At 72.1% G+C, this 19,164-nt stretch carries 16 protein-coding genes and 1 pseudogene; 5 read left to right on the top strand and 12 right to left on the bottom strand.

Annotation, left to right across the window (positions count from 1 at the left end; all coding sequences use genetic code 11):
• Positions 1-4 precede the first annotated feature (4 nt).
• The 4 genes from CIK81_RS13665 to CIK81_RS13680 form a co-directional block, all read right to left on the bottom strand.
• Positions 5-1,549, bottom strand: a complete 1,545-nt coding sequence (locus tag CIK81_RS13665; protein ID WP_114355813.1) for a serine hydrolase — start codon at positions 1,547-1,549, stop codon at positions 5-7.
• 5 nt (positions 1,550-1,554) lie between these two features.
• Entirely contained in the window at positions 1,555-2,292 is a 738-nt protein-coding gene (locus CIK81_RS13670) for an SWIM zinc finger family protein (protein ID WP_114355814.1), read from the bottom strand.
• On the bottom strand, positions 2,289-5,414 hold the full coding sequence (locus tag CIK81_RS13675; protein ID WP_114355815.1) for a DEAD/DEAH box helicase: 3,126 nt from the start codon (positions 5,412-5,414) through the stop codon (positions 2,289-2,291). Before CIK81_RS13675 ends, CIK81_RS13670 begins: the two co-directional genes overlap by 4 nt.
• An 82-nt stretch (positions 5,415-5,496) precedes the next feature.
• Positions 5,497-7,161 carry a chromosome partitioning protein gene (locus CIK81_RS13680; protein ID WP_096163554.1) on the bottom strand — a complete coding sequence of 555 codons (1,665 nt, stop codon included), beginning with the start codon at positions 7,159-7,161 and terminating at the stop codon, positions 5,497-5,499.
• A gap of 144 nt (positions 7,162-7,305) precedes the next feature.
• Between CIK81_RS13680 and CIK81_RS13685 the strand changes: the two genes are divergently transcribed.
• Positions 7,306-8,043 carry a protein phosphatase 2C domain-containing protein gene (locus CIK81_RS13685; protein ID WP_241964179.1) on the top strand — a complete coding sequence of 246 codons (738 nt, stop codon included), beginning with the start codon at positions 7,306-7,308 and terminating at the stop codon, positions 8,041-8,043.
• Between the two features lie 636 nt (positions 8,044-8,679).
• Here the strand turns inward: CIK81_RS13685 and CIK81_RS13690 are convergent.
• The 8 genes and pseudogenes from CIK81_RS13690 to upp all read right to left on the bottom strand — a co-directional run bounded on the left by CIK81_RS13690 (position 8,680) and on the right by upp (position 15,680).
• The gene (locus CIK81_RS13690) at positions 8,680-9,438 is read right to left on the bottom strand and encodes a winged helix-turn-helix domain-containing protein (protein ID WP_096165000.1); all 759 of its coding nucleotides are present in this window, start codon (positions 9,436-9,438) and stop codon (positions 8,680-8,682) included.
• Positions 9,439-9,860: 422 nt separating this feature from the next.
• Complete coding sequence (gene ureG, locus CIK81_RS13695) at positions 9,861-10,631, bottom strand: urease accessory protein UreG (RefSeq protein ID WP_096165003.1); 771 nt, start codon at positions 10,629-10,631, stop codon at positions 9,861-9,863.
• A 172-nt stretch (positions 10,632-10,803) separates the two neighbouring features.
• Positions 10,804-11,589: pseudogene (locus CIK81_RS18830) on the bottom strand (urease accessory protein UreD); the annotation flags it as partial.
• Positions 11,564-12,307, bottom strand: coding sequence for an urease accessory protein UreF (locus CIK81_RS13705; RefSeq protein ID WP_114307211.1), 744 nt, complete (start codon positions 12,305-12,307; stop codon positions 11,564-11,566). The pseudogene CIK81_RS18830 and the gene CIK81_RS13705, both read right to left, overlap by 26 nt.
• A gap of 2 nt (positions 12,308-12,309) precedes the next feature.
• The gene (locus tag CIK81_RS13710; RefSeq protein ID WP_096165012.1) at positions 12,310-14,019 is read right to left on the bottom strand and encodes an urease subunit alpha; all 1,710 of its coding nucleotides are present in this window, start codon (positions 14,017-14,019) and stop codon (positions 12,310-12,312) included.
• Positions 14,012-14,341: an urease subunit beta gene (locus CIK81_RS18835; RefSeq protein WP_096165072.1), complete on the bottom strand. Its 330-nt coding sequence runs from the start codon at positions 14,339-14,341 to the stop codon at positions 14,012-14,014. Before CIK81_RS18835 ends, CIK81_RS13710 begins: the two co-directional genes overlap by 8 nt.
• A 262-nt stretch (positions 14,342-14,603) precedes the next feature.
• Complete coding sequence (locus tag CIK81_RS13720; protein ID WP_096196895.1) at positions 14,604-14,906, bottom strand: urease subunit gamma; 303 nt, start codon at positions 14,904-14,906, stop codon at positions 14,604-14,606.
• Between the two features lie 135 nt (positions 14,907-15,041).
• Complete coding sequence (upp, locus tag CIK81_RS13730; RefSeq protein ID WP_096165016.1) at positions 15,042-15,680, bottom strand: uracil phosphoribosyltransferase; 639 nt, start codon at positions 15,678-15,680, stop codon at positions 15,042-15,044.
• Between the two features lie 132 nt (positions 15,681-15,812).
• Here upp and tadA point away from each other — a divergent pair, with 132 nt between their 5' ends.
• The 4 genes from tadA to CIK81_RS13750 all read left to right on the top strand — a co-directional run bounded on the left by tadA (position 15,813) and on the right by CIK81_RS13750 (position 19,156).
• Complete coding sequence (tadA, locus tag CIK81_RS13735) at positions 15,813-16,274, top strand: tRNA adenosine(34) deaminase TadA (protein WP_096196896.1); 462 nt, start codon at positions 15,813-15,815, stop codon at positions 16,272-16,274.
• A gap of 187 nt (positions 16,275-16,461) precedes the next feature.
• A complete protein-coding gene (locus tag CIK81_RS13740; protein ID WP_096165021.1) occupies positions 16,462-17,247 on the top strand; it encodes an ABC transporter ATP-binding protein in 786 nt (261 codons plus the stop codon).
• On the top strand, positions 17,244-18,092 hold the full coding sequence (locus tag CIK81_RS13745; protein ID WP_096165024.1) for an ABC transporter permease: 849 nt from the start codon (positions 17,244-17,246) through the stop codon (positions 18,090-18,092). Before CIK81_RS13740 ends, CIK81_RS13745 begins: the two co-directional genes overlap by 4 nt.
• Before the next feature lie 38 nt (positions 18,093-18,130).
• The gene (locus CIK81_RS13750; RefSeq protein WP_096165027.1) at positions 18,131-19,156 is read left to right on the top strand and encodes an ABC transporter substrate-binding protein; all 1,026 of its coding nucleotides are present in this window, start codon (positions 18,131-18,133) and stop codon (positions 19,154-19,156) included.
• Positions 19,157-19,164 lie beyond the last annotated feature (8 nt).

The raw sequence follows: 19,164 nt of genomic DNA on the forward strand, positions 1-19,164 counted from the left end.
GAGGTCAGCGGGGGACGACCGCCGTGGTGTCCAGGGATTGGATGAGCGCCTCGCGCCGCGGATCCATCAGCAGATCGATGCGCAACGACGGCGTGCTCGCCTCGCCCTTCCCGGATCCCGGCAGCACCCAGCGCAGCTGCGCCCGGCTCAGCACGGTCGCGTCCTCGACCCGCAGAGCCGCCACGGACTCCTTCGTCAGGCCGGTCGCCACGAGGGCGGTCTCCAGGCGGCGCCGACGCTCCGTCCGTGACGTATCGAGGTCCATGTTGTCAGCGAACCAGGCGTCGGCCACGGCATCGTCCGCAGTGCGCAGCCAGGTCAGAGCACCGTCGGCGGCCTCGAGGGTGCGCGGCGCAGCGGTCGTCGGCGCGGGGGTGAACAGGGCCGGTGACTCACGCTGCAGGATCCGCAGGGCCTGCATCGACAGCGGCACGGCCGGCGCGTACTTGGAGTTCGCGAGCGCCACGATGCCGACGCCGGAGGCCCGGCTCCACACCATGAAGGAGCCGTAGCCGGGATAGCCGCCGGAGTGGGAGATGACGTCCCCGAGGTCGGGGAACTGCTCGACGACCAGCCCGAAGCCGTAGCCGCGGATCCGGTCGAAGCCGGGGGAGTGGCCGTCCTCGCCGGCGGGGAGCGCGCGCAGCGGATGGTGACGCTTCAGCTGCTGCATCTCGCGGCGGGAGGCGGTGGACAGCAGCTCCTGGTCCCGGTCCGCGGCGTCGGGAGCGTCGGCCGCGGCGAGGAAGCGCATCCAGGTGGCGACGTCGTCGACCGTGGAGAACAGCCCGGCCATCGCGCCGTAGACGCCGGGGGCGTCCAGCGGCACCGGCTCGAAGCGGGTGGCGTCGGCGCGGTCGCCCAGGCGGTGCCCGGTGGCCAGATGCGCGGTGTCGATCTCCTCGGCGGACCATCCGGTGGCCTCGAGCCCGAGCGGGTCGAGGAAGCGGCGGCGGATCTCGCCGGCATAGTCCGAGCCGGTCACCTCGTCGATGACCCGGCCCAGCAGGGCGAATCCGGTGTTGGAGTATTCGAAGCCGGTGTCGGGGCGGTGCACGTGGCCGAGGCCGCCGGCCAGGGTGTCCGCGAACTGCTCGGGGGTCATCGCCTCCTGGCGGTCGCCCCACGGGTTGTCGGTGACGAGGCCGGCACCCATCGTGAGCAGGTGGCGCAGGGTGATCCGGGGGTCGTCGGAGGCGAGCTCGAAGGCGTCGGCCGCCTCGGGCACATACTGTGCGACCGGGTCGTCCAGGCGCACGGCGCCCTCGTCGCGCAGGGCGAGGATCGTCGCGGCGGTGAAGGACTTGGTCATCGAGGCGATGCGGGAGACGGTCGCGCGGTCCAGGGGCGAGGAGCCGGGCGCCGGGGAGCCGTCCAACAGCTCGTGGTGGCCGGCGGCGCCATGGGCCAGCACGGCCTGCGCATCGCCGTGGCCTCCGACGATCGCCCAGGTCACCCCGGACGTCCGGTGCTGTGCGACGGCATCGTCGAACAGTGCGGTGATCTCGGTGAGGGCGGACTGGGGAAGAGCGGTGGTGCGGGTGGGCATGGCTCTCACTGTAGGTCGTCGGGCGGGTGGTCGTCAGAGGGGAGGTCCTCGGACCCGGCGCGGTCCTGCGACCCGTAGAACGCCGCGATGATCTGCGCGGGCCCGGGACCGATCGCGGCGGCGAGCAGCTCCGGGTCGGTGCGGGCGGGGTCGTAGGCGGGGAGCGGGGGTGCCGGCTCCTCCTCGCGGTCCGTTCCGCCGGATCCCGCGGTCTCGCGCGGGGCGACGAGGTCCTCGAGGGTGAGCCCGCGCAGGGTCAGCAGGTGCACGGGATGCTCGTCGACCGCTTCGACCAGCACGTACGTGAGCGCGGCGACGTGACGGCAGGGTCCGGGCCAGTCCAGGCAGGAGCAGTCGTGGCTGAGCTCGGAGGCGTCGCGCGGCAGCAGGGAGAGCTCGGAGCCGGAGAGGGTGCGCTCGAACTCCTCGGGGTAGATGCCGCCGGCGACGCGGGCGGGCAGCTCGGGCCGTGACCGGGCGATCCGCACGAACTCCTCGCGGTCGTCCGGCGAGTACGGGGGGAGGTCGAGCCGGGCCTGGTGGAGCTCGCCGTCGGCATCGAGCACGTCGCCGCGCGCGGTCCCGGCCTCCACATCGAGCCATTGCACGCGTCCGGCGCGGGCGTCGGCCTTCCCGCTGCCGGCACGGCCCACGCCCAGCAGGCGCTCGGCGGCGTCGCGCAGGGCGGCCGCATGCCAGCTCTTCCCGATCGCTCCGCGGCGGGAGACGAGCCTGATGCTCATGAGTCCTCCTCGTCCAGGCGGAGCAGACGCAGCAGCCGGTCGTCGTCCAGGGAGGAGAGCCAGTCCTCGCCGGGGCTGATCGTCATGTCGGCGAGGGACTGCTTGTCGGCGAGCACCGTGTCGATCTTCTCCTCGACCGTGCCGGCGCTGACCAGCTTGTGCACGGTGACGTCCTTGCGCTGACCGATCCGGAAGGCGCGGTCGGTGGCCTGGTTCTCCACCGCCGGGTTCCACCAGCGGTCCAGATGGACGACGTGGTTGGCCGCGGTCAGGGTGAGCCCGGTGCCGCCCGCCCGCAGGCTCAGCAGCATCAGGCCCGGCCGGTCCCGCTGCCCCTGGAACTCGGCGACCATCTGATCGCGGTCGTGCTTGGAGACGCCGCCGTGGAGGAAGGGCACGCTGATCCCGTACTCCGCGAACCTCTCCTCCCAGTAGGGGACGAGCAGCCGGCCGAAGGTCGTGAACTGGGTGAACAGGATGGCCTTCTCGCCCTCGGCGAAGGCCGCCCCGAGCACGTCGTCGATCAGCTCGAGCTTGCCCGAGCGGTGCTGGCCCTCCCGCAGCATCGGCGTGCCGTCGCCGAGGTAGTGGGCGGGATGGTTGCACACCTGCTTCAGACGGGTGATCGTCGAGACCACGAGAGTGCGACGGGCCTTCTCGTCGGCCCCGTCGATCTTCACCATCAGATCGTCCACCAGCGCCTGGTAGAGCCCGGCCTGCTCCGGGGTCAGGTTCACGACCTGGGTGAGCTCGTTCTTCTCCGGCAGGTCCTTGATGATCGAGCGGTCCGTCTTCACCCGGCGCAGGATGAACGGCGAGGTCACGAGCTTCAGCCGGCTGAGCGCTCCGCTGTCGCCGTCCTCCTCGATCGGGGTCGCGACCCGGTCGCGGAACGAGGCGGCGCTGCCCAGCAGGCCGGGGTTGGCGACCTCCATGAGGGAGTGCAGGTCCGCGAGCTTGTTCTCCACCGGGGTGCCGGTCAGGGCCAGGCGATGCGGCGCGGTGAGGGTGCGGGCGGCGCGGGTGACCTGCGTGCCGGGGGTCTTCACGTGCTGCGCCTCGTCCAGGACGATGCGATGCCACGGGACCGCCGAGAGCACCGCGAGGTCCCGGGCGAGCAGGGAGTACGTGGTGATGACCAGGTCGAGATCGGCGGCCCCGGCCACGAAGGACTCATCGCGCAGCCGGTTCCCGCCGTGATGCACGTGCACCGAGAGCTCCGGGGCGAAGGTCGCCGCCTCCCGCTGCCAGGCGCCGACCACGGACATCGGGCACACCAGCAGGGTGGGGCCCAGGGAGCCCGGTGCCGGGGCGGAGGCGACATCGGGGACCTCATGGGCTTCGGCGTCGGGTCGCTCGCGGCCGAAGGGGTGGGTGCCCTCGCGCTCGCGGCACAGCAGGGCGAGCACCTGCATCGTCTTGCCCAGTCCCATGTCGTCGGCGAGGATCCCGCCCAGGCCCATCCGGTCCAGCGCCCACAGCCAGTTCACGCCGTCGAGCTGGTACGGGCGCAGGGTCGCCCGCAGGCTGCGGGGCGGGGGATGGGGGAATGCTCCCTCGGCTCCCGGCAGGAGCCGTGCCAGCCCGTGGCGACCGCCGGAGACCAGGGCGGACATCCCGAAGTCCACGTCGGCCGCGTCGGGCGAGAGGATCATCGAGAACATCTCCAGCCAGGGCGCCCGGCCCTCGACCTCCGCCGGCCGCGGCGGCAGGTCCGGCAGTGCGGGGGCCGACGAGCCGGCGGGAGCGTGCCGGGGCGGGAGGCCGCTCGGGGTCGGCGCGATCCCGTCGGGCCCGGTGGCCAGGCGCGCTCCGCGGGTGCGGGAGGCGAAGGCGTCCAGGAAGCGTTCGGCGGCGCGCAGCGTGGTCGGGTCCAGCCGCACCCACTGCCCGCGCAGCAGCACCAGCTCGCTCTGGGCCTCGCGGATCTCCTCCATCTCCTCCTCGGTGAGCTCGGTGTCGCCCACGGCGACCCGCCAGCGGAAGGAGGCCATCGCGCCGAGCCCCACCCCGGAGGCCTTCTTCTCGCGCTCCTGGCCGTTCTCCTCCTCGGCCTCCTGGGGGCGCAGCGTGGTGCGCTGGGTGGTCCAGTCGCGCGGGAGCAGCACCGTCACCCCGGCCTCCTCGAGGGCAGGGGTGTCCCGGGAGAGGAACTCGCCGGCCTCGGCCGTGGTCAGCAGCCAGTCCACCCCGGTGCCGTCGACCGCGGCGTCGCGCACCGTGGGGGCCAGCCGCATCACGGCGGCCGACGCCTCGGCCGCGCCCGCGGTGGTGAGGTCGCCGACGGCGCGCAGGTCCGCCACGGGGTGCACGGCCCCGCTGGGCTCGCGCAGGCAGGTCTGCAGCGGCCAGGCCGTGCCCACGGGCGGCTGGAAGAGGCGCACCACGAGTTCGCTGTCGGTCGAGGCGAGCTGCACGCCGGGCCGGCCGGAGTCCACGAAGGCGTCGAAAGCGGCGGTGAGACGACGCTGGGCGGGCAGGTCGGCGCGCAGCTCCCCGTCGTCCGCCAGTGCCCACAGCACTCCTGCGGCGTCCTCCGCCGGGGCCGGAGCCTGCCGCAGGTGCTCGGCGAAGGCCGGGCGGGCGTGACCGTCGACCAGGGCGTGCAGCAGCTCCGGGGCGTCACGCTCCGGGGCCCGCCATTCGAGCACGGGGCGGCCGAACCGTTCGCGGGCCCGCACCCGCATCGCCCGGCCGTCCACCACCTCGCGGGCGCGCAGATCCAGCACGATGGCGGCGAGCAGATCGGGCATGGCGACCAGCTCGCCGGTGAGGCGGGCGGCGGCGCCGTCGGTGAGCAGGGCGGAGAGCTGGGCGGTGAGATCCTCGCCGAAGCGGATGCGGAGCAGCTCCGCGGCGGCGCCCACGAACGCGGTCAGAGAGGTGCCGGCGAGCGGCAGGGCGGGCACCCGGCGGTCGCCGTCGCGACCGGGGATCCTCACCCGATGACGCAGGTGGTCCGGGGCGTCCGCCAGGGCCTCCGCGATCGCGGGCGGGGCGTCGGCGCGCAGGCCGGAGAGGTCCTCGAGCGCTCTCGCCCGGCCCGGCGCGGTCTGCTCGCGCACCCAGAGGGCGGGGCCCAGGTCGTCGTCGACGACGAGGCTCAGACGACGCAGGGGCATGGGATCCAGCCTAGGCCTCGCGGCTGACAGCCGCTGGGCGGGACCCGGCGCTGTGGACGACGCGCCGGGCCGGGCCCCGGGCTCAGAGTCCGTCGATGATGAGAGCCGTGGCGTCGAGCCAGGCTTCCTTGGTCTTCGGCGAGATCCGGCCCCAGTCCAGGTGCGAGCCGTCCACGAACTGCTGCTCGTAGGGCACCTCGGTGACGGCGCGCGTGTGTGCGCCGAAGTGGGCGATCAGGCGACTGCGCAGGGTGGGGTCGAACTTGCCCTTCGAGGAGTGCGACAGGATCGTCACCGCGTGATCGACCTGCTCGGCCAGGCCCGTCGCCCGCAGCTCGTCGATCATCCAGGCGGCCGCGTTGAAGGTGTCCTCGCGCACGGTCGAGACGATGACGAGCTGATCGGCGTTGCGCACGGCCGCCAGCCAGTTCGAGGCACGCACGTTGTTCCCGGTGTCGATGACCTTGATCCGGTAGAAGCGCGAGAGGGCGTCGTTGAGCTCGGCGAAGGCGTTCTCGTCGATCGAGGCGGCCGAGCCCGGGTCCTCGTCGGAGGCGAGGATGTCGAAGCGCATCTCGCCCTGGGGGCGCACGTACGGATCCAGGTCCGCGTTGCTCGCATCGGGGGCGCGCAGCGCGTCGATGTCGGTGAGCAGGTCCACGGCGGTGCGGTGGTGATCGGTGGGCACCCCGCGCCAGCCCAGCGTGCCGCGCGTCTCGTTGTTGTCCCAGGCCAGCACGTTGCCGCCGCGGGTCACGCCGAGCGTCGCCGCGATCATCAGCGAGGCGGTGGTCTTGTGCGCGCCGCCCTTGAGGTTCACGACCGCGATGTTGCGCGGCCCCTCGAGGGGCCGACGGATCCGCTCGAGGCGCTCGGTCTCGAGGCGCTCGCGCCGGTTCGGGCGCGGGGAGATCGCGCCTCCGGTCACCTTGGTGATGAAGCCGGGGAAGCCGAGGGTGGCCTTGACCTTCTCGGGCTTCGAGGTGGAGGACTGCAGATCCTGCAGGGTGGGGCGGGAATCCGCGGTGGGGACCGTGCGCGGGGGCAGCGGTCGCTTCTCGGTGTTGCTCATGGGGTCCTGGCGTGAGGAGGGCGCGGTGGGCGCCGAGTGTGCGGGGGAAGCGGAGTCCGCGGAGGGGGCCTCCGCAGCGGAGGGGGCGGAGGGCGCGGACCCGGCGGAGGGGGCCGACGCGGCGGAAGGAGCAGTGGGGGCCGACGGTGCCGACGCTGCGGACGTCGCCGAGGCGGGGGAGAGCGATGAACCGGCCGATGCCGCGGAAGGAGCCGAGGACACGGAGGAGCCGGACGTCGAGGAGGAGGGCAGCGCGGCGCGGCGACGACGAGCACGATGGGAGTGCATCGCGGGGAGCTCGCCGGTGGCCGGGCTGGGCGCGGACTGCCCGAGAAGGGCGGCATCGAGCGAGCTGAGATCCACGGTGTCGTCCGTGGGCAGCTCGTCGAGGGACGGCGCGATCAGCGGCGCATCGATCGCGGGGCCGAACAGGGGGCGGTCGTCGGACGCCCGACCGACGATCCGGCCGGTGGGCTCGACGCGCAGGTGGTGGCGCACGTCGGGCTCGACGATCACCACGTCCACGGACTCCTCGCCGGTACGGGCGGCGGTGATGAAGACCTGCTTCACCCGGTTGCGGATCTCCGACAGATCGACCCCTGTGACCTCGACGGTCTCGTCGGAGAGGTGCACGGTGGCGGTGGTGTCGGAGGTGATCCGCGCCTGCGCGATCATCAGTGAGTCCCTTCCGGATCCTGGGCTCCGCACGTCCGAGGACGGCCGCACGGCATGGTGGTTCGGCCCCACTCTACGGTCGCTTCCCCGGATGTGTCCCTCGACGGGCACGAGACCTCTGCCTACAGTGGCGACGTGCACATCATGATGCTGTCCGACCCGGCGATCCCCGGGGCCGACGAGGACGCGGCCGGGGCGCTCGGCGACGTCGCCGTGCTGCTGGACGGAGCCGGGCTGCCTCAGCGCTTCCGGGCGGGGTGCCGGCACAGCGTCGCCTGGTTCTCCCACACGCTCGCCGCCCATCTGCTCACCGCCGCCCAGGATCCTGACGTGCCCCTCAGCCGGGCTCTGGCCGCCGCGATCCGCAGCGTGCGCGCCCTGCACGAAGGGGAGTGCGATCTGGCGGCGGGCTCCCCGTCGGCGACCGTGGTCGCGGTGCGACGCGTCGGTGAGATGCTCGAGCACCTGGTGCTGTGCGACTCCTCCCTGCTGCTGCGCCGTCGCGACGGGAGCGTGGAGCGCCTCACCGACCTGCGGATCGACGAGGTCGTCGCCGCGGAGCGCACCTCCGAGGCGATCGAGGCCCGGCGCAACACAGAGGGCGGATTCTGGGTGGCCCGGCATGAAGAGGAGGCGGCCGCCCAGGCGCTGACCGGGCAGGTGCCGATCGCGGAGCTCGCTGCGGCCCACCTCGTCTCGGACGGGATCACGCGGGCGATCGAGCTGCTGGGCCAGCACGACAGCGTCTCGCTGGCCGGGGCGCTCGCCGAGGAGCCGCGCGCTGTGATCGCGCGGCTCCGAGCGGGGGAGCGGGCGCTTCCGGCGGCACGGAGGCCGCGGAAGCCGCACGACGATGCGACGCTGCTCACACTTATGCCGTGAGTGCGGGAGGGCCGCGGGCGCCGGCCTGGGAGTCAGCTGACCGATCCGGTGGCGATGATCCGGGCGGGAGCCCTCTGCGGAGCGCGGGAGAACCGCCGTGCCGCCACCAGTTTTTGCGCTTCCATGACGCTGCCATCGGCTCCGGCACACCGTGGGCAGGTGTCCAGTTTCCTGCATGTCACCTGCGAAAACAGCGAGTCCTGGCGCGTTTACATGTGGCGCAGGAGGGCCTAGAGTGGGCGCGTACGGCTCACCGCCCCGGCGGCGCGGACCGCACTCGATGCAGAGGGCCTCGTTCCTCTGTCGGGAGTGGTAATGTTCCGGCCTGAACGGTGAGTACGTTGAAAATTTAAGAGATGTGCCGCTTTCCACGACCCCCCTCATGGGAGGCGGCCGGACGGGCAATACGCCAGGTTCCCCCACTTCGGCAGCCCGTCCAGCCTGTTCGCCCGCACCCACCCCTGACGGACGACAGGCCTGACGAGCGGTCCGTGAGCCCCCGATGTTGTCGGTTGTGCGCTCCGGGCCGCTCGTCCCTTTTCCGGGACCTGATGTCGGAGCTTGTTTCCGGGCGCGGAGCACTCGTCGCGCCCGCCGTTGCGCGTCCCGCAGGCCGGCGGGACGCGCGAGCAGTGATCAGCCGAGGATCGCGACGTCGCTGCCCGGGTCCAGACGGTAGCCGGAACCGCGGACGGTCGAGATCAGGCGACGGTAACGGCCCAGCTTCGTGCGCACACGGCGCACGTGCACGTCGACCGTGCGCTCCCCGGTGTCCTCGGGCGACTCCGCCCAGACCGTCTCCATGAGCTCCTCGCGAGAGATCGTGCGCCGCGAGGAGCGGGCCAGCTGCGCGAGCAGCTCGAACTCCTTGTAGGTGAAGTCCACGTCCTGTCCGTCGATCCGCACGCGACGGCCGAACAGGTCGATCACCAGGCTGTCCTCGACCGCGATCGACGGGCTGGACGGGCTCACCGCCGTGGCCTGCAGGGCGCGGCGACGGGCGGTCTCGGCGTCGCGACGGGCCGGCGAGTTCGGCGAGACGATCCCGGCGCGGCGGGGACGCAGCGGGCTGACTGCAGCGGCCGACCGGCTGCGCGGCGGCAGCGTGCGGGCGTTGCGAGCGGCGGGGCCGGTCGCGGAGAAGGTGTTGGGGCTGTTCACCGCGACGGTGGTGCGGCCGCCGCGGGTCGTGACGAGACGCTGGGCGTGGGTGCGCAGGTCGTCGGCGATCAGTGCGGACTCGACGTCGCCGGTGCCGGCCGGGAGCGTCACGGACAGCGTGATGGTCACGCCCTCCTCCGAACCCTGCGGCCGGGCGGTGGAGCCGTCACGGTGGCCGGTGCGGGCGGAGGTGGCGTATCGGGCGGTGGTGGGGCGATCCAGGGTGATGGTCATGATGAGGGTTCTCCGAGGTGCGGCGCGTTCTGCGCGGCGGCTGGTGGACCCGGGATCCCTGGGATCTACGCCGTGAGGCGGATCGGATCAGGGGGTGTGCTCCCGGTGGCACCTGGAGCCCGCGCCTTCCGGCCGGCTCCTGTCAGCCGACCCCGAAGGCGTCCAGAGCACTCAGAGGCTCGGCTGACGATGCATCATCGGCATCATCATCATGAACATCATTCGGCGCATGGCGTCGCGGGCCACCCGGCGGGTGGCCTCACAATGCACAGCGATCGATGTCATGTCCCAGAGCATGCCTCGTGTCGCCGGGCGGGGCAAGGGGGTGTTCACATGGCGATACGCCGGCCGCAGAGCTGTGCCTGCCACCGGCGTATCGGAGGGTGCGTCGAGTCGTGCGCGCGGTGCTGCGCGCGAGCGGATCAGTGCTGGTGCGCGGGCTCGCCGTCATCGTGGCTGTGCACGTAGCCGCCCTCGCCGCTCTCGTCGGCGTGGAAATGCGGCGCCATCGGGCCCGGGTCCTGCGGGGTGTGCCCGCCCTCGCGGAAGGTGGAGTGCATGTCGCGCACCCACTGGCCGAGCACCTCGACGGTCTCCGGCTGCTTGCGGGAGACGCCGAGCACGGCGCGTCCCTCACGGGCGTCGGTGGCGTCGGCGAGCATCTGCTCGACGTCGACGTCCACATAGGGGGCGAGGTCGATCTTGTTGACGACCAGCAGGTCGGCGCGGCCGATGCCGGGGCCGCCCTTGCGGGCCACGTCGCCGCCGCCGGCGACGTCCAGCACGAACAGCTGGGCGTCGACGAGGGACGGGGAGAAGGTCGCGGTGAGGTTGTCCCCGCCGGATTCGACCAGCACGATGTCCAGCGGATCGAAATCGCGCTCGAGGTCCTCGACCGCGAGCAGGTTCATGGTGACGTCGTCGCGGATGGCGGTGTGCGGGCAGGCGCCGGTCTCGACCGCGCGGATCCGCTCCTCGGGCAGCACGCCCTCCGCGCGCAGGAAGCGGGCGTCCTCATCGGTGTAGATGTCGTTGGTGATCACGCCGATGCGGAACTCGTCGGCCAGGGCGCGGCAGAGGCTCGCGATGGTCGAGCTCTTCCCGGTGCCGACGGGTCCGGCGACGCCGAGGCGCAGGGCGCGGCGGGGCTGGGCGCTGGTGGTGGTGCTGGTGGTGGCGTCGGTGGTGGTCATGCGGGTCCTCCTGGGATCGACGGTGGAGATGATGGATCGGGTGGCGAGGGCTCAGCGCGGGATGGCGGACCACCCCGGGGGGGTCCGGTGCCGCCCACGGCTCTCCGAGCAGGCCCATCGCGGTGTCGAGGCGGGTGCGCAGGGCGGGGAGGTCCTCCCCGACGGCGGTGATCTGCACGCAGGACGGGTCCTGGCGCATCACGGCGCTGCCGGTGTCCGGCGCGGCGGCCGCGGGCCCGGGGGCGCCGTCCGGGTCCGCCACGATCACGTTGCCCAGTGCGCGATGCGCACCGAACACGCTGGTGGCGCTCGCGCCGATGGCGGCAGGTCCGAGGTCGAGCTGCTGCACCACCGAGGCCGCGCCGCCGCGGCGCACGGAGAGGTGGGCGGACAGCGAGCCGGGCTCCTCACGGTGGCGGCCCAGCACCAGCTCCTCGCGGTAGAACAGGCGCGCCCCCTCGGCGAGGTCCGCGTCGATCACGTGGTGGTGGCGGCAGCCGGCGGCGGCGATCACCGGTTCGGGGATCCATACGCAGGTGGCGCCCTCGTCGACGCGCAGCCGGGTGATCCAACGGGACCTCTCGCCGTGCGGCCCGGGAAGCACGAGCGTGGCGCCCACGTCGCGGATCACGAGGGTGGACCCCTCGCGGACATGGATGTCCAGCAGATAGGTGTCGCCGCCGACGGGGCCCGCCGCGCTGGTCGACATCCGGATCCGGGCGGCGTCGCCGCCGCGGACGTACGGCTCCACGCCGCTGGCGATCGTCGGCCGAGGAGACAGCGGGGTGTCGGCCCGCAGGCGCGCGATGCGGGTGCGGCCTGCTCGCAGCTCGGTGGCGATGACGGCATGGCACAGGAAGGAGCCGCGATGGGTGCGGCGGCGGGGCCCGGAGGCGTCGGTGCGGGCGAAGTCGGGCAGGCCCGACAGCACCTCAGGAGGCGAAGAGACGCTGGTCATGGTTCGTATGCAGCTCAGCAGCGATGTCGGAGAGAGGAGCGGCGAGCGCCGGCAGGTCGCGGGCGTCGGCGGTGGCGAACGCGGCGGCGCGCTCGGCCAGCTCGTCGAGCTCGGGGGCGAGATCGGCGAGGCAGCGGTGGGTGGCGAAGGGATCGATGCTCAGCAGCTTGACGGCGGCGACGGCCGGCGTGGCCGCCGCCTCGTAGAGCACGAGCCCGGCGGCGTCGCGGGCGGTGAGCCCGAGGGCCGCAGCGACCGTGCCGTAGGCGATCGGCTGCTGCAGCACGGGGCCGGCGGCGTCCAGCACGGGCTGGGTCGACGGGGCGATCGAGCGCATCGCCCGCAGCAGCATCCTGCCGAGGTCCCTCGCGATCCGTCGCAGGGCGGGCGAGGGGGTGCGGGCCACGAGCTCGCGGTCGAGCCCTGCCAGGGCCGCCCCCAGCGGAGCGAGGCCCTCGGTCCCCCCGGCGTCCCCGGCCTCCATCGCCGACGCCGTGCGGTGCTGCGCCGCGGCCGCGAACGAGGCACTCACCAGGCCCGTGGTGTGGATCCGGCCGCGCAGGTAGTCGCCGAGGGTGGTCGCATCGCGCACCCATCCCCGGGCGATCGCCTGCTCGAGCCCTGCGGAGTGGGCGTAGCCGCCGGCGGGGAGGCGGCCATCGCTCAGGAGCAGCAGGGCTGCACTGCGGTCGGGCCCGGGGGTGGGGGTGGTGAGCATCGTCAGAACAGGAAGTACCGCTGGGCCATCGGCACGAACTCCGCGGGCTCGTGCTCGATCAGCTCGCCGTCGATCCGCACCGCATAGGTGTCGGGATCGACCTCGATCTTCGGACGGGCGGTGTTCAGCGGCAGATCGTCCTTGGTGACGCCGCGGGTCGAGGTGATCGGCACGATCTCGTGCTCGACCCCCATCCGCTCGACCACGTCGTTCTCCATCGCCATCTCGGAGACGAAGGCGTAGCTGGTGGCGCCCGCGGCCTTGGTGTGCGCGCTGAAGCCGAGCCGGCCCTGCACGGGCTGGGGGGTCGGGATCGACGCGTTGGGGTCGCCGATCGCGGCGACCGCCGCCATCCCGCCCTTGAACACGGCCTGGGAGCGGACGCCGAACAGCGCGGGCTGCCAGAGCACGAAGTCGGCGAGCTTGCCGACCTCGATGGAGCCGACGTGCTGGTCGATGCCGTGCGCGACCGCGGGGGCGATCGTGTACTTCGAGACGTAGCGGCGGGCACGGTGGTTGTCCGCCAGGGTGTCGCCCTCGAGCAGGCCGCGCACCCTCTTCATCTGGTGCGCCGTCTGCCAGGTGCGCATGATCGTCTCGCCGATGCGGCCCATCGCGAGCGAGTCCGAGCTCATGATCGACAGCGCGCCCATGTCCTGCAGGACGTCCTCCGCGGCGATCGTCCCGGCCCGCACGCGCGACTGCGCGAAGGCGAGGTCGTTGGGGATCTGTGGGTTCAGGTGGTGGGCGACCATCACCATGTCCAGGTGCTCGTCCACGGTGTTGACCGTGTACGGGCGCGTGGGGTTGGTCGAGGCGGGCAGCACGTTCAGCTCGCTGGCGACCTTGATGATGTCCGGTGCGTGACCGCCGCCCGCGCCCTCGGTGTGGAAGGCGTGGAAGGTGCGGCCCTTGACCGCGGCGAGCATGTCCTCGACGAAGCCAGCCTCGTTGAGGGTGTCGGAGTGGATCGCGACCTGCACGCCGGTGGCATCGGCGATCTTCAGGGTCCGATCGATCACGGCCGGGGTCGCGCCCCAGTCCTCGTGGATCTTGAACCCGCCCATGCCGGCGCGCACCTGCTCCAGCAGGGCCTCATCGTTCATGGCGTTGCCGCGGCCCAGGAACATGAAGTTCACCGGCCACGGGTCCAGGCCCTGGAACATCTTCTCCAGCCACCAGGCGCCGGGGGTGGCGAGCGCGGCCTTCGATCCCTCGGCCGGTCCGGTGCCGCCGCCGATGACGGTGGTGATGCCCGCGTTCAGGCCCACCTGCAGCTGGTCGGGGGTGACGTAGTGGACGTGAGTGTCGATCCCGCCGGCCGTCATGATCATGCCGTTGCCGGCCATGACCTCGGTGGACGGGCCGATCACGAGGTTCTCGTCGACCCCGTCCATCACATCGGGGTTGCCGGCGCGGCCGATCCCGCAGAACTTCCCGTCGCGGATGCCGACGTCGGCCTTGACGATGCCCCAGTGGTCGAGGATCACCACACCGGTGATGACCAGGTCCGGAGTGCCCTCGGAGCGCGAGCGCGCCGACTGCAGCATCGATTCGCGGATCGACTTGCCGCCGCCGAAGACGGCCTCATCCCCGCCGACGTAGTAGTCCTTCTCGACCTGGATCACCAGGTCGGTGTCCGCCAGGCGGATGCGGTCCCCGACCGTGGGGCCGTAGCTGGCGACGTACTCGGAACGGCTGACCTCAGTCATCGAGCGGACCTCCGGATTCCCCGCGGAAGCCCAGCGCGATGCGTCGGCCGCGGATATCGATCAGTTGGACGTCCTCGTCGGCCCCGGGTTCGAACCGCACGGCGCCTCCGGAGACGATGTTCAGTCGCTTGCCCCAGGCGGCCCTGCGGTCGAAGTCGAGGGCAGGGTTCGTCTCGGCGAAGTGGAAATGGGAGCCGACCTGGATCGGACGGTCGGCGGAGTTCACGACTCGCAGTGTGATCGGCTCGGCGCCCTCGTTGATGAGGACGGGGCCATCGGCCAGGAGGATCTCGCCGGGGACGACCGGAGCACGGTGGTCCACGGCGTCGTCGCTGGTGCGGCGGGGGGCCTGCCGGCTGCTGGTGCCGGAGCGGCGCGGCTCGCTGGGTGCGCCGACGCCGGAATGGCCGCGGCTCTCGTCCTGCTCGTACTCACGGCCGGGGTCGTCCGTCGTGTGCGCGGCGGGCTCTGCGGACTCCGGGGCATCCTCCGGGGACAGCTCCGGGTTGTCGAACGGGTTCTCCTCCATCGACGGAGCGTCGGCCGGATCCTGCGGGGGGTTCTCGTTGCTCATCACGCCTCCTTCACTGCAGGGGATCGGTGACGGTGACGAGCTTGGTCCCGTCGGGGAACGTGGCCTCGACCTGCACCTGGGCAAGCATCTCCGGCACGCCCTCCATGACGTCCTCGCGGCCGAGCACGTAGCGCCCGCCCTCCATGAGGTCGGCGACCGACTGGCCGTCCCGCGCGCCTTCGAGCAGGTAGGAGGTGAGCAGCGCCGTCGCCTCGGGGAGGTTCAGCTTCAGCCCCCGTTCCTTGCGCTCCAGGGCGAGCTTCCCGGCGACGTGGACCATGAGCCGTTCTTGCTCGTGGACACTCAGGAACATGGGACCTCCAGCTGCTTGGTGAGACCAATCAGCCCATCATGACCCCTGGTCGTGCGAGGGTCAATGCGAGAAGGCCGCCTGCGTGCGGACTGTGTGCAGTCTGCCCGAGGCGGCCTTTTCGCGGAGGGTCGAGGGTCAGTCGACGACCCCGAAGAGACGGTCGCCGGCATCGCCCAGCCCGGGCACGATGTAGCCGTTCTCGTCGAGCTTCTCGTCGATCGCGGCGGTGACGACCGTGAGGTCGATCGCCGGATCGAGCTGCTCCTGCATCGCCTTCAGCCCCTCGGGGGCGCACAGCAGGGTCACGCAGGTGATGTCCTTGGCGCCGCGCTCGTGCATGTACTCGCAGGCGGCGATCAGGGTGTGACCGGTGGCCAGCATGGGGTCCAGCACGAAGCACTGGCGGCCGGAGAGGTCCTCGGGCAGACGGTTCGCGTACGTCGTGACCTCGAGGGTCTCGTCGTTGCGCACCATGCCCAGGAAGCCCACCTCGGCGGTGGGCAGCAGGCGGGTGAGGCCGTCGAGCATACCGAGGCCGGCGCGCAGGATCGGCACCACCATCGGCTTGGGGTTCGACAGGCGGGTGCCGGTCATCGTGGTCACCGGGGTCTCGATCTGGACCGGGGCGACGGAGACGTTGCGGGTGGCCTCGTAGGCCAGCAGGGTCACCAGCTCATCGGCGAGCTGGCGGAACACCGAGGAATGGGTGGCGCGATTGCGCAGCACCGACAGCTTGTGGGCAACGAGGGGGTGGTCGATCTCCAATACGCGCATAGGGGCGAATCTACCGGAGGGCGCGCCTCCGGCAGCACGGTTCGCCCCAGTCGGCGACGGGCCGAGGTGAATCACACGCCGCGCGGAGGACCGGCGCGGTGGACGGGGTACGGGGCACGCGACAATGACCCCATGACCGATGACGAGCTGATGGGCCTGGCGATCGACGAGGCACGGGCGGCCGCGGACCGCGAGCCGGCCGACGTCCCGATCGGAGCGCTGGTCGTGGGGTCCGACGGCGAGGTGCTCGCGACCGCCGGGAACCGTCGGGAGGCCGACGAGGACCCCACCGCGCACGCCGAGATCCTCGCCCTGCGTCGGGCTGCGGCGGCCACCGGGCGCTGGAACCTCACCGGCTGCACGCTCGTCGTCACCCTGGAGCCGTGCACGATGTGCGCCGGTGCGATCGTGCTGGCCCGCACCGAGAGGGTCGTCGTCGGAGCGATGGATCCCAAGGCCGGCGCGGCGGGATCCCTCTACGACCTGGTGCGCGAGCCGCGGCTGAACCATCGCGTGGAGCTCACCACCGGGGTGCGGGAGCAGGAATGCGGCGACCTGCTGCGAGACTTCTTCCGCTCCCGCCGGAAGCGGTGAGCCACGGCGCCGCCGCCCGCCCTCGCGAGACCGGTGTCTCATCGCGTCCGTCCGTTGAGATGACGGGTGGAGGGAGGCGCTCGCCTGCCTACAGTGGGGCGGTCATCCCCACTCGTCCCGAGACCCGCACCGACCTGCTGCAGACGCCGACACCGACGCCGACCCCGCAGCACGGTGGAGGAGCCGTATGCATCCCGTCGATCACGCGACCGTCGTCGCCGAGGACGTCTCGAAGGTCTTCTTCTCCGGCGGCGAGCCCGTATGGGCCCTCGAGGACTTCTCCCTGACCGTCGAACCAGGGTCCTTCACCTGCATCGTCGGCCCCTCGGGGTGCGGGAAGTCCACGTTCCTGCGGATCCTCGGCGGCCTCGAGGAGCGCACCGTGGGCGAGGTGACGATGAGGGGCGCCGACCACCCCGTGCCCGCCGCCTTCGTGTTCCAGGAGCACGGAGTCTTCCCGTGGATGACGGTGCAGGACAACGTCTCCTTCGGGCTGCGCATGACCGGGACGGGCGCCCGCGAGCGCCGTGAGATCGCCCAGGACTGGCTGCGGCGCGTGCGTCTGGAGGCCTTCGCCGACTCCTACCCCCATCAGCTCTCCGGCGGCATGCGCCAGCGCGTCGCGATCGCCCGCGCCTTCGCGACGGGATCCCCGGTGCTGCTCATGGACGAGCCGCTGGGGGCGCTGGACGCGCAGACCCGGATGCTCATGCAGGAAGAGCTCATCGCCCTGTGGGAGGCCGAGCGCAAGACCGTCCTCATGGTCACCCACGACATCGACGAGGCGATCATCCTCAGCGACCGGGTGATCGTCATGTCCGGCCGCCCCGGCACGGTGCGCGAGGACCTCGCCGTGCCCTTCGAGCGCCCCCGCTCCTTCGACATCGAGCGCAGCCCGGAGTTCGGCGAGCTGCGCTCCCGGATCTGGAATCTGCTGCGCGAGGACGTGCGCGCCGCCGAGGAGACCTCATGAGCACCATCGACAGCGCCCCGTCCGTCGAGGACGAGCGCGCCCGGCGCACCCTCGTCGCCGCCCGCGCGCAGCGTGAGCGCGACCGCCGCCTGCGCTACCGGGACCTCACCCTCTCGATCGCCGCGCCGATCGTGCTCGTGCTGCTGTGGGAGGTGAGCGCCCGGATGCTGATCATCGATCCGCGCTTCTTCCCGGCGCCCACCCGGATCCTCGCCGCCGGCATCGACATGGTGCGCAGCGGCGAGCTGTGGGCGCACACCGCCCCCACCCTCGTGCGGCTGCTGCTCGGCGGCGGGCTGGGCGCGATCGCCGGCATCGTGATGGGCCTGCTCATGGGCTCCTCCCGCGCCCTGAACGCCACGCTCGGCCCGCTGTTCAGCGCCCTGTACCCGCTGCCGAAGATCGCGATCTTCCCGATCCTGCTGATGATCTTCGGCCCCACCGAGCTGCCCAAGATCATCGCCGTGTTCATCACGACCTTCTTCGTCATGCAGATCGCGTCCGTCTCGGGCGTCTGGGCGATCGATCGCAAGCTCCTCGAGGCCGGCACCGCCTACGGGGCCACCGGCTTCGACCGCTTCCGCTTCGTGGTGCTGCCCGGGGCGATGCCCTTCGTGTTCTCCGGGCTGAAGACCGCCACCGGCACCGCCGTCGTGGTGGTCACCGCCGTCGAGTTCACCGGCGCCTCCGAGACCGGCCTGGGCTACCTGATCTGGAACTCCTGGCAGCTGTTCATCCCGGAGAAGCTCTACGTGGGGCTGCTGGTGATCGGCATCATCGGCGCCGTCCTCACCGCACTGCTCAGCCGGTCCGAGAAGCTGCTGCTGCCCTGGCGCCGCGGCTGACCCACGCCGCCCCGACCCCTCTACCGAAGGATCACCCCATGCGACGACGCACACTCCTCTCCCTCGCCTCCGCGACCGCCGTCGGCGGAGCGCTCGCCGCGTGCGGGCCCGCCGTGACCGGCGAGGACTCCGGCTCCGGCGACGGCTCGGGCTCCGGCACGGTCCGCGTGGGCCATGTGGCCTCCTCCCTCTTCGCTCCGCTGTACGTGGCCGACGCGAAGGGCTTCTTCGAGGCCGAGGGGCTCACCCTCGAGCTGACGCCGCTGAAGTCCGGCCAGGACGGCATCCCGATGCTCGCCAACGACCAGCTCGACGTGATGATCGCGGGCTTCAGCGCCGGCATGTTCAACGCCCTGGACCAGGGCCTCGCCTTCAAGATCGTCGGCTCCATGGGCATCTCCCCGGGCGACCCCGAGAACTCCCCGACGGCGCTCGAGGTCAGCCAGGAGCTGCTCGACGACGGCTCGATCTCCTCGGTCGCGGACCTCGAGGGACGCAAGATCGGCGTGGCGGGCGGGCCCGGCGCGACCGGGGGCTACCTGCTCGCCGCGATGCTCGAGGAGGAGGGCCTGACGCTGAACGATGTCGAGGTCTCCAATCTCTCCACCCCGGACCAGGAGCCCGCCCTCACCAACGGCTCCGTGGACGCGGCGACCCCGTCGGCCCCCTTCTCCACCGCGATGGAGGAGGCCGGTGTCGCCTCCCCGCTCGCCGTGCCGAAGAAGGGCACCACCGGCACCGGCGTGCTGTACTCCGAGACGTTCGTCGGCGCTGAGCACGCCCAGGCGTTCTTCACGGCTCTCGCCCAGGGTGCGCAGGAGCTCTCCGCGGACGGCGAGCAGAGCGACGAGGTCTACCAGATCCTGGCCGACACCCTCGGCCAGGCGGTCGACGTGCTCAAGGCCTCGCCGATGTACACCTACCTGCCCGACCTCTCCCCGCAGCCCGACCAGCTCGAGACGATGCAGACGGTGTGGATCGACGCCGAGCAGATCACCTACACCGATCCGATCGATGTCTCCACCGTGGTCGACGCGAGCTTCGCCGAGGGCGCCTCCGCCTGACTCCCCCC

This window comes from Brachybacterium sp. JB7, from assembly GCF_003335205.1.
Lineage (GTDB): Bacteria > Actinomycetota > Actinomycetes > Actinomycetales > Dermabacteraceae > Brachybacterium > Brachybacterium alimentarium.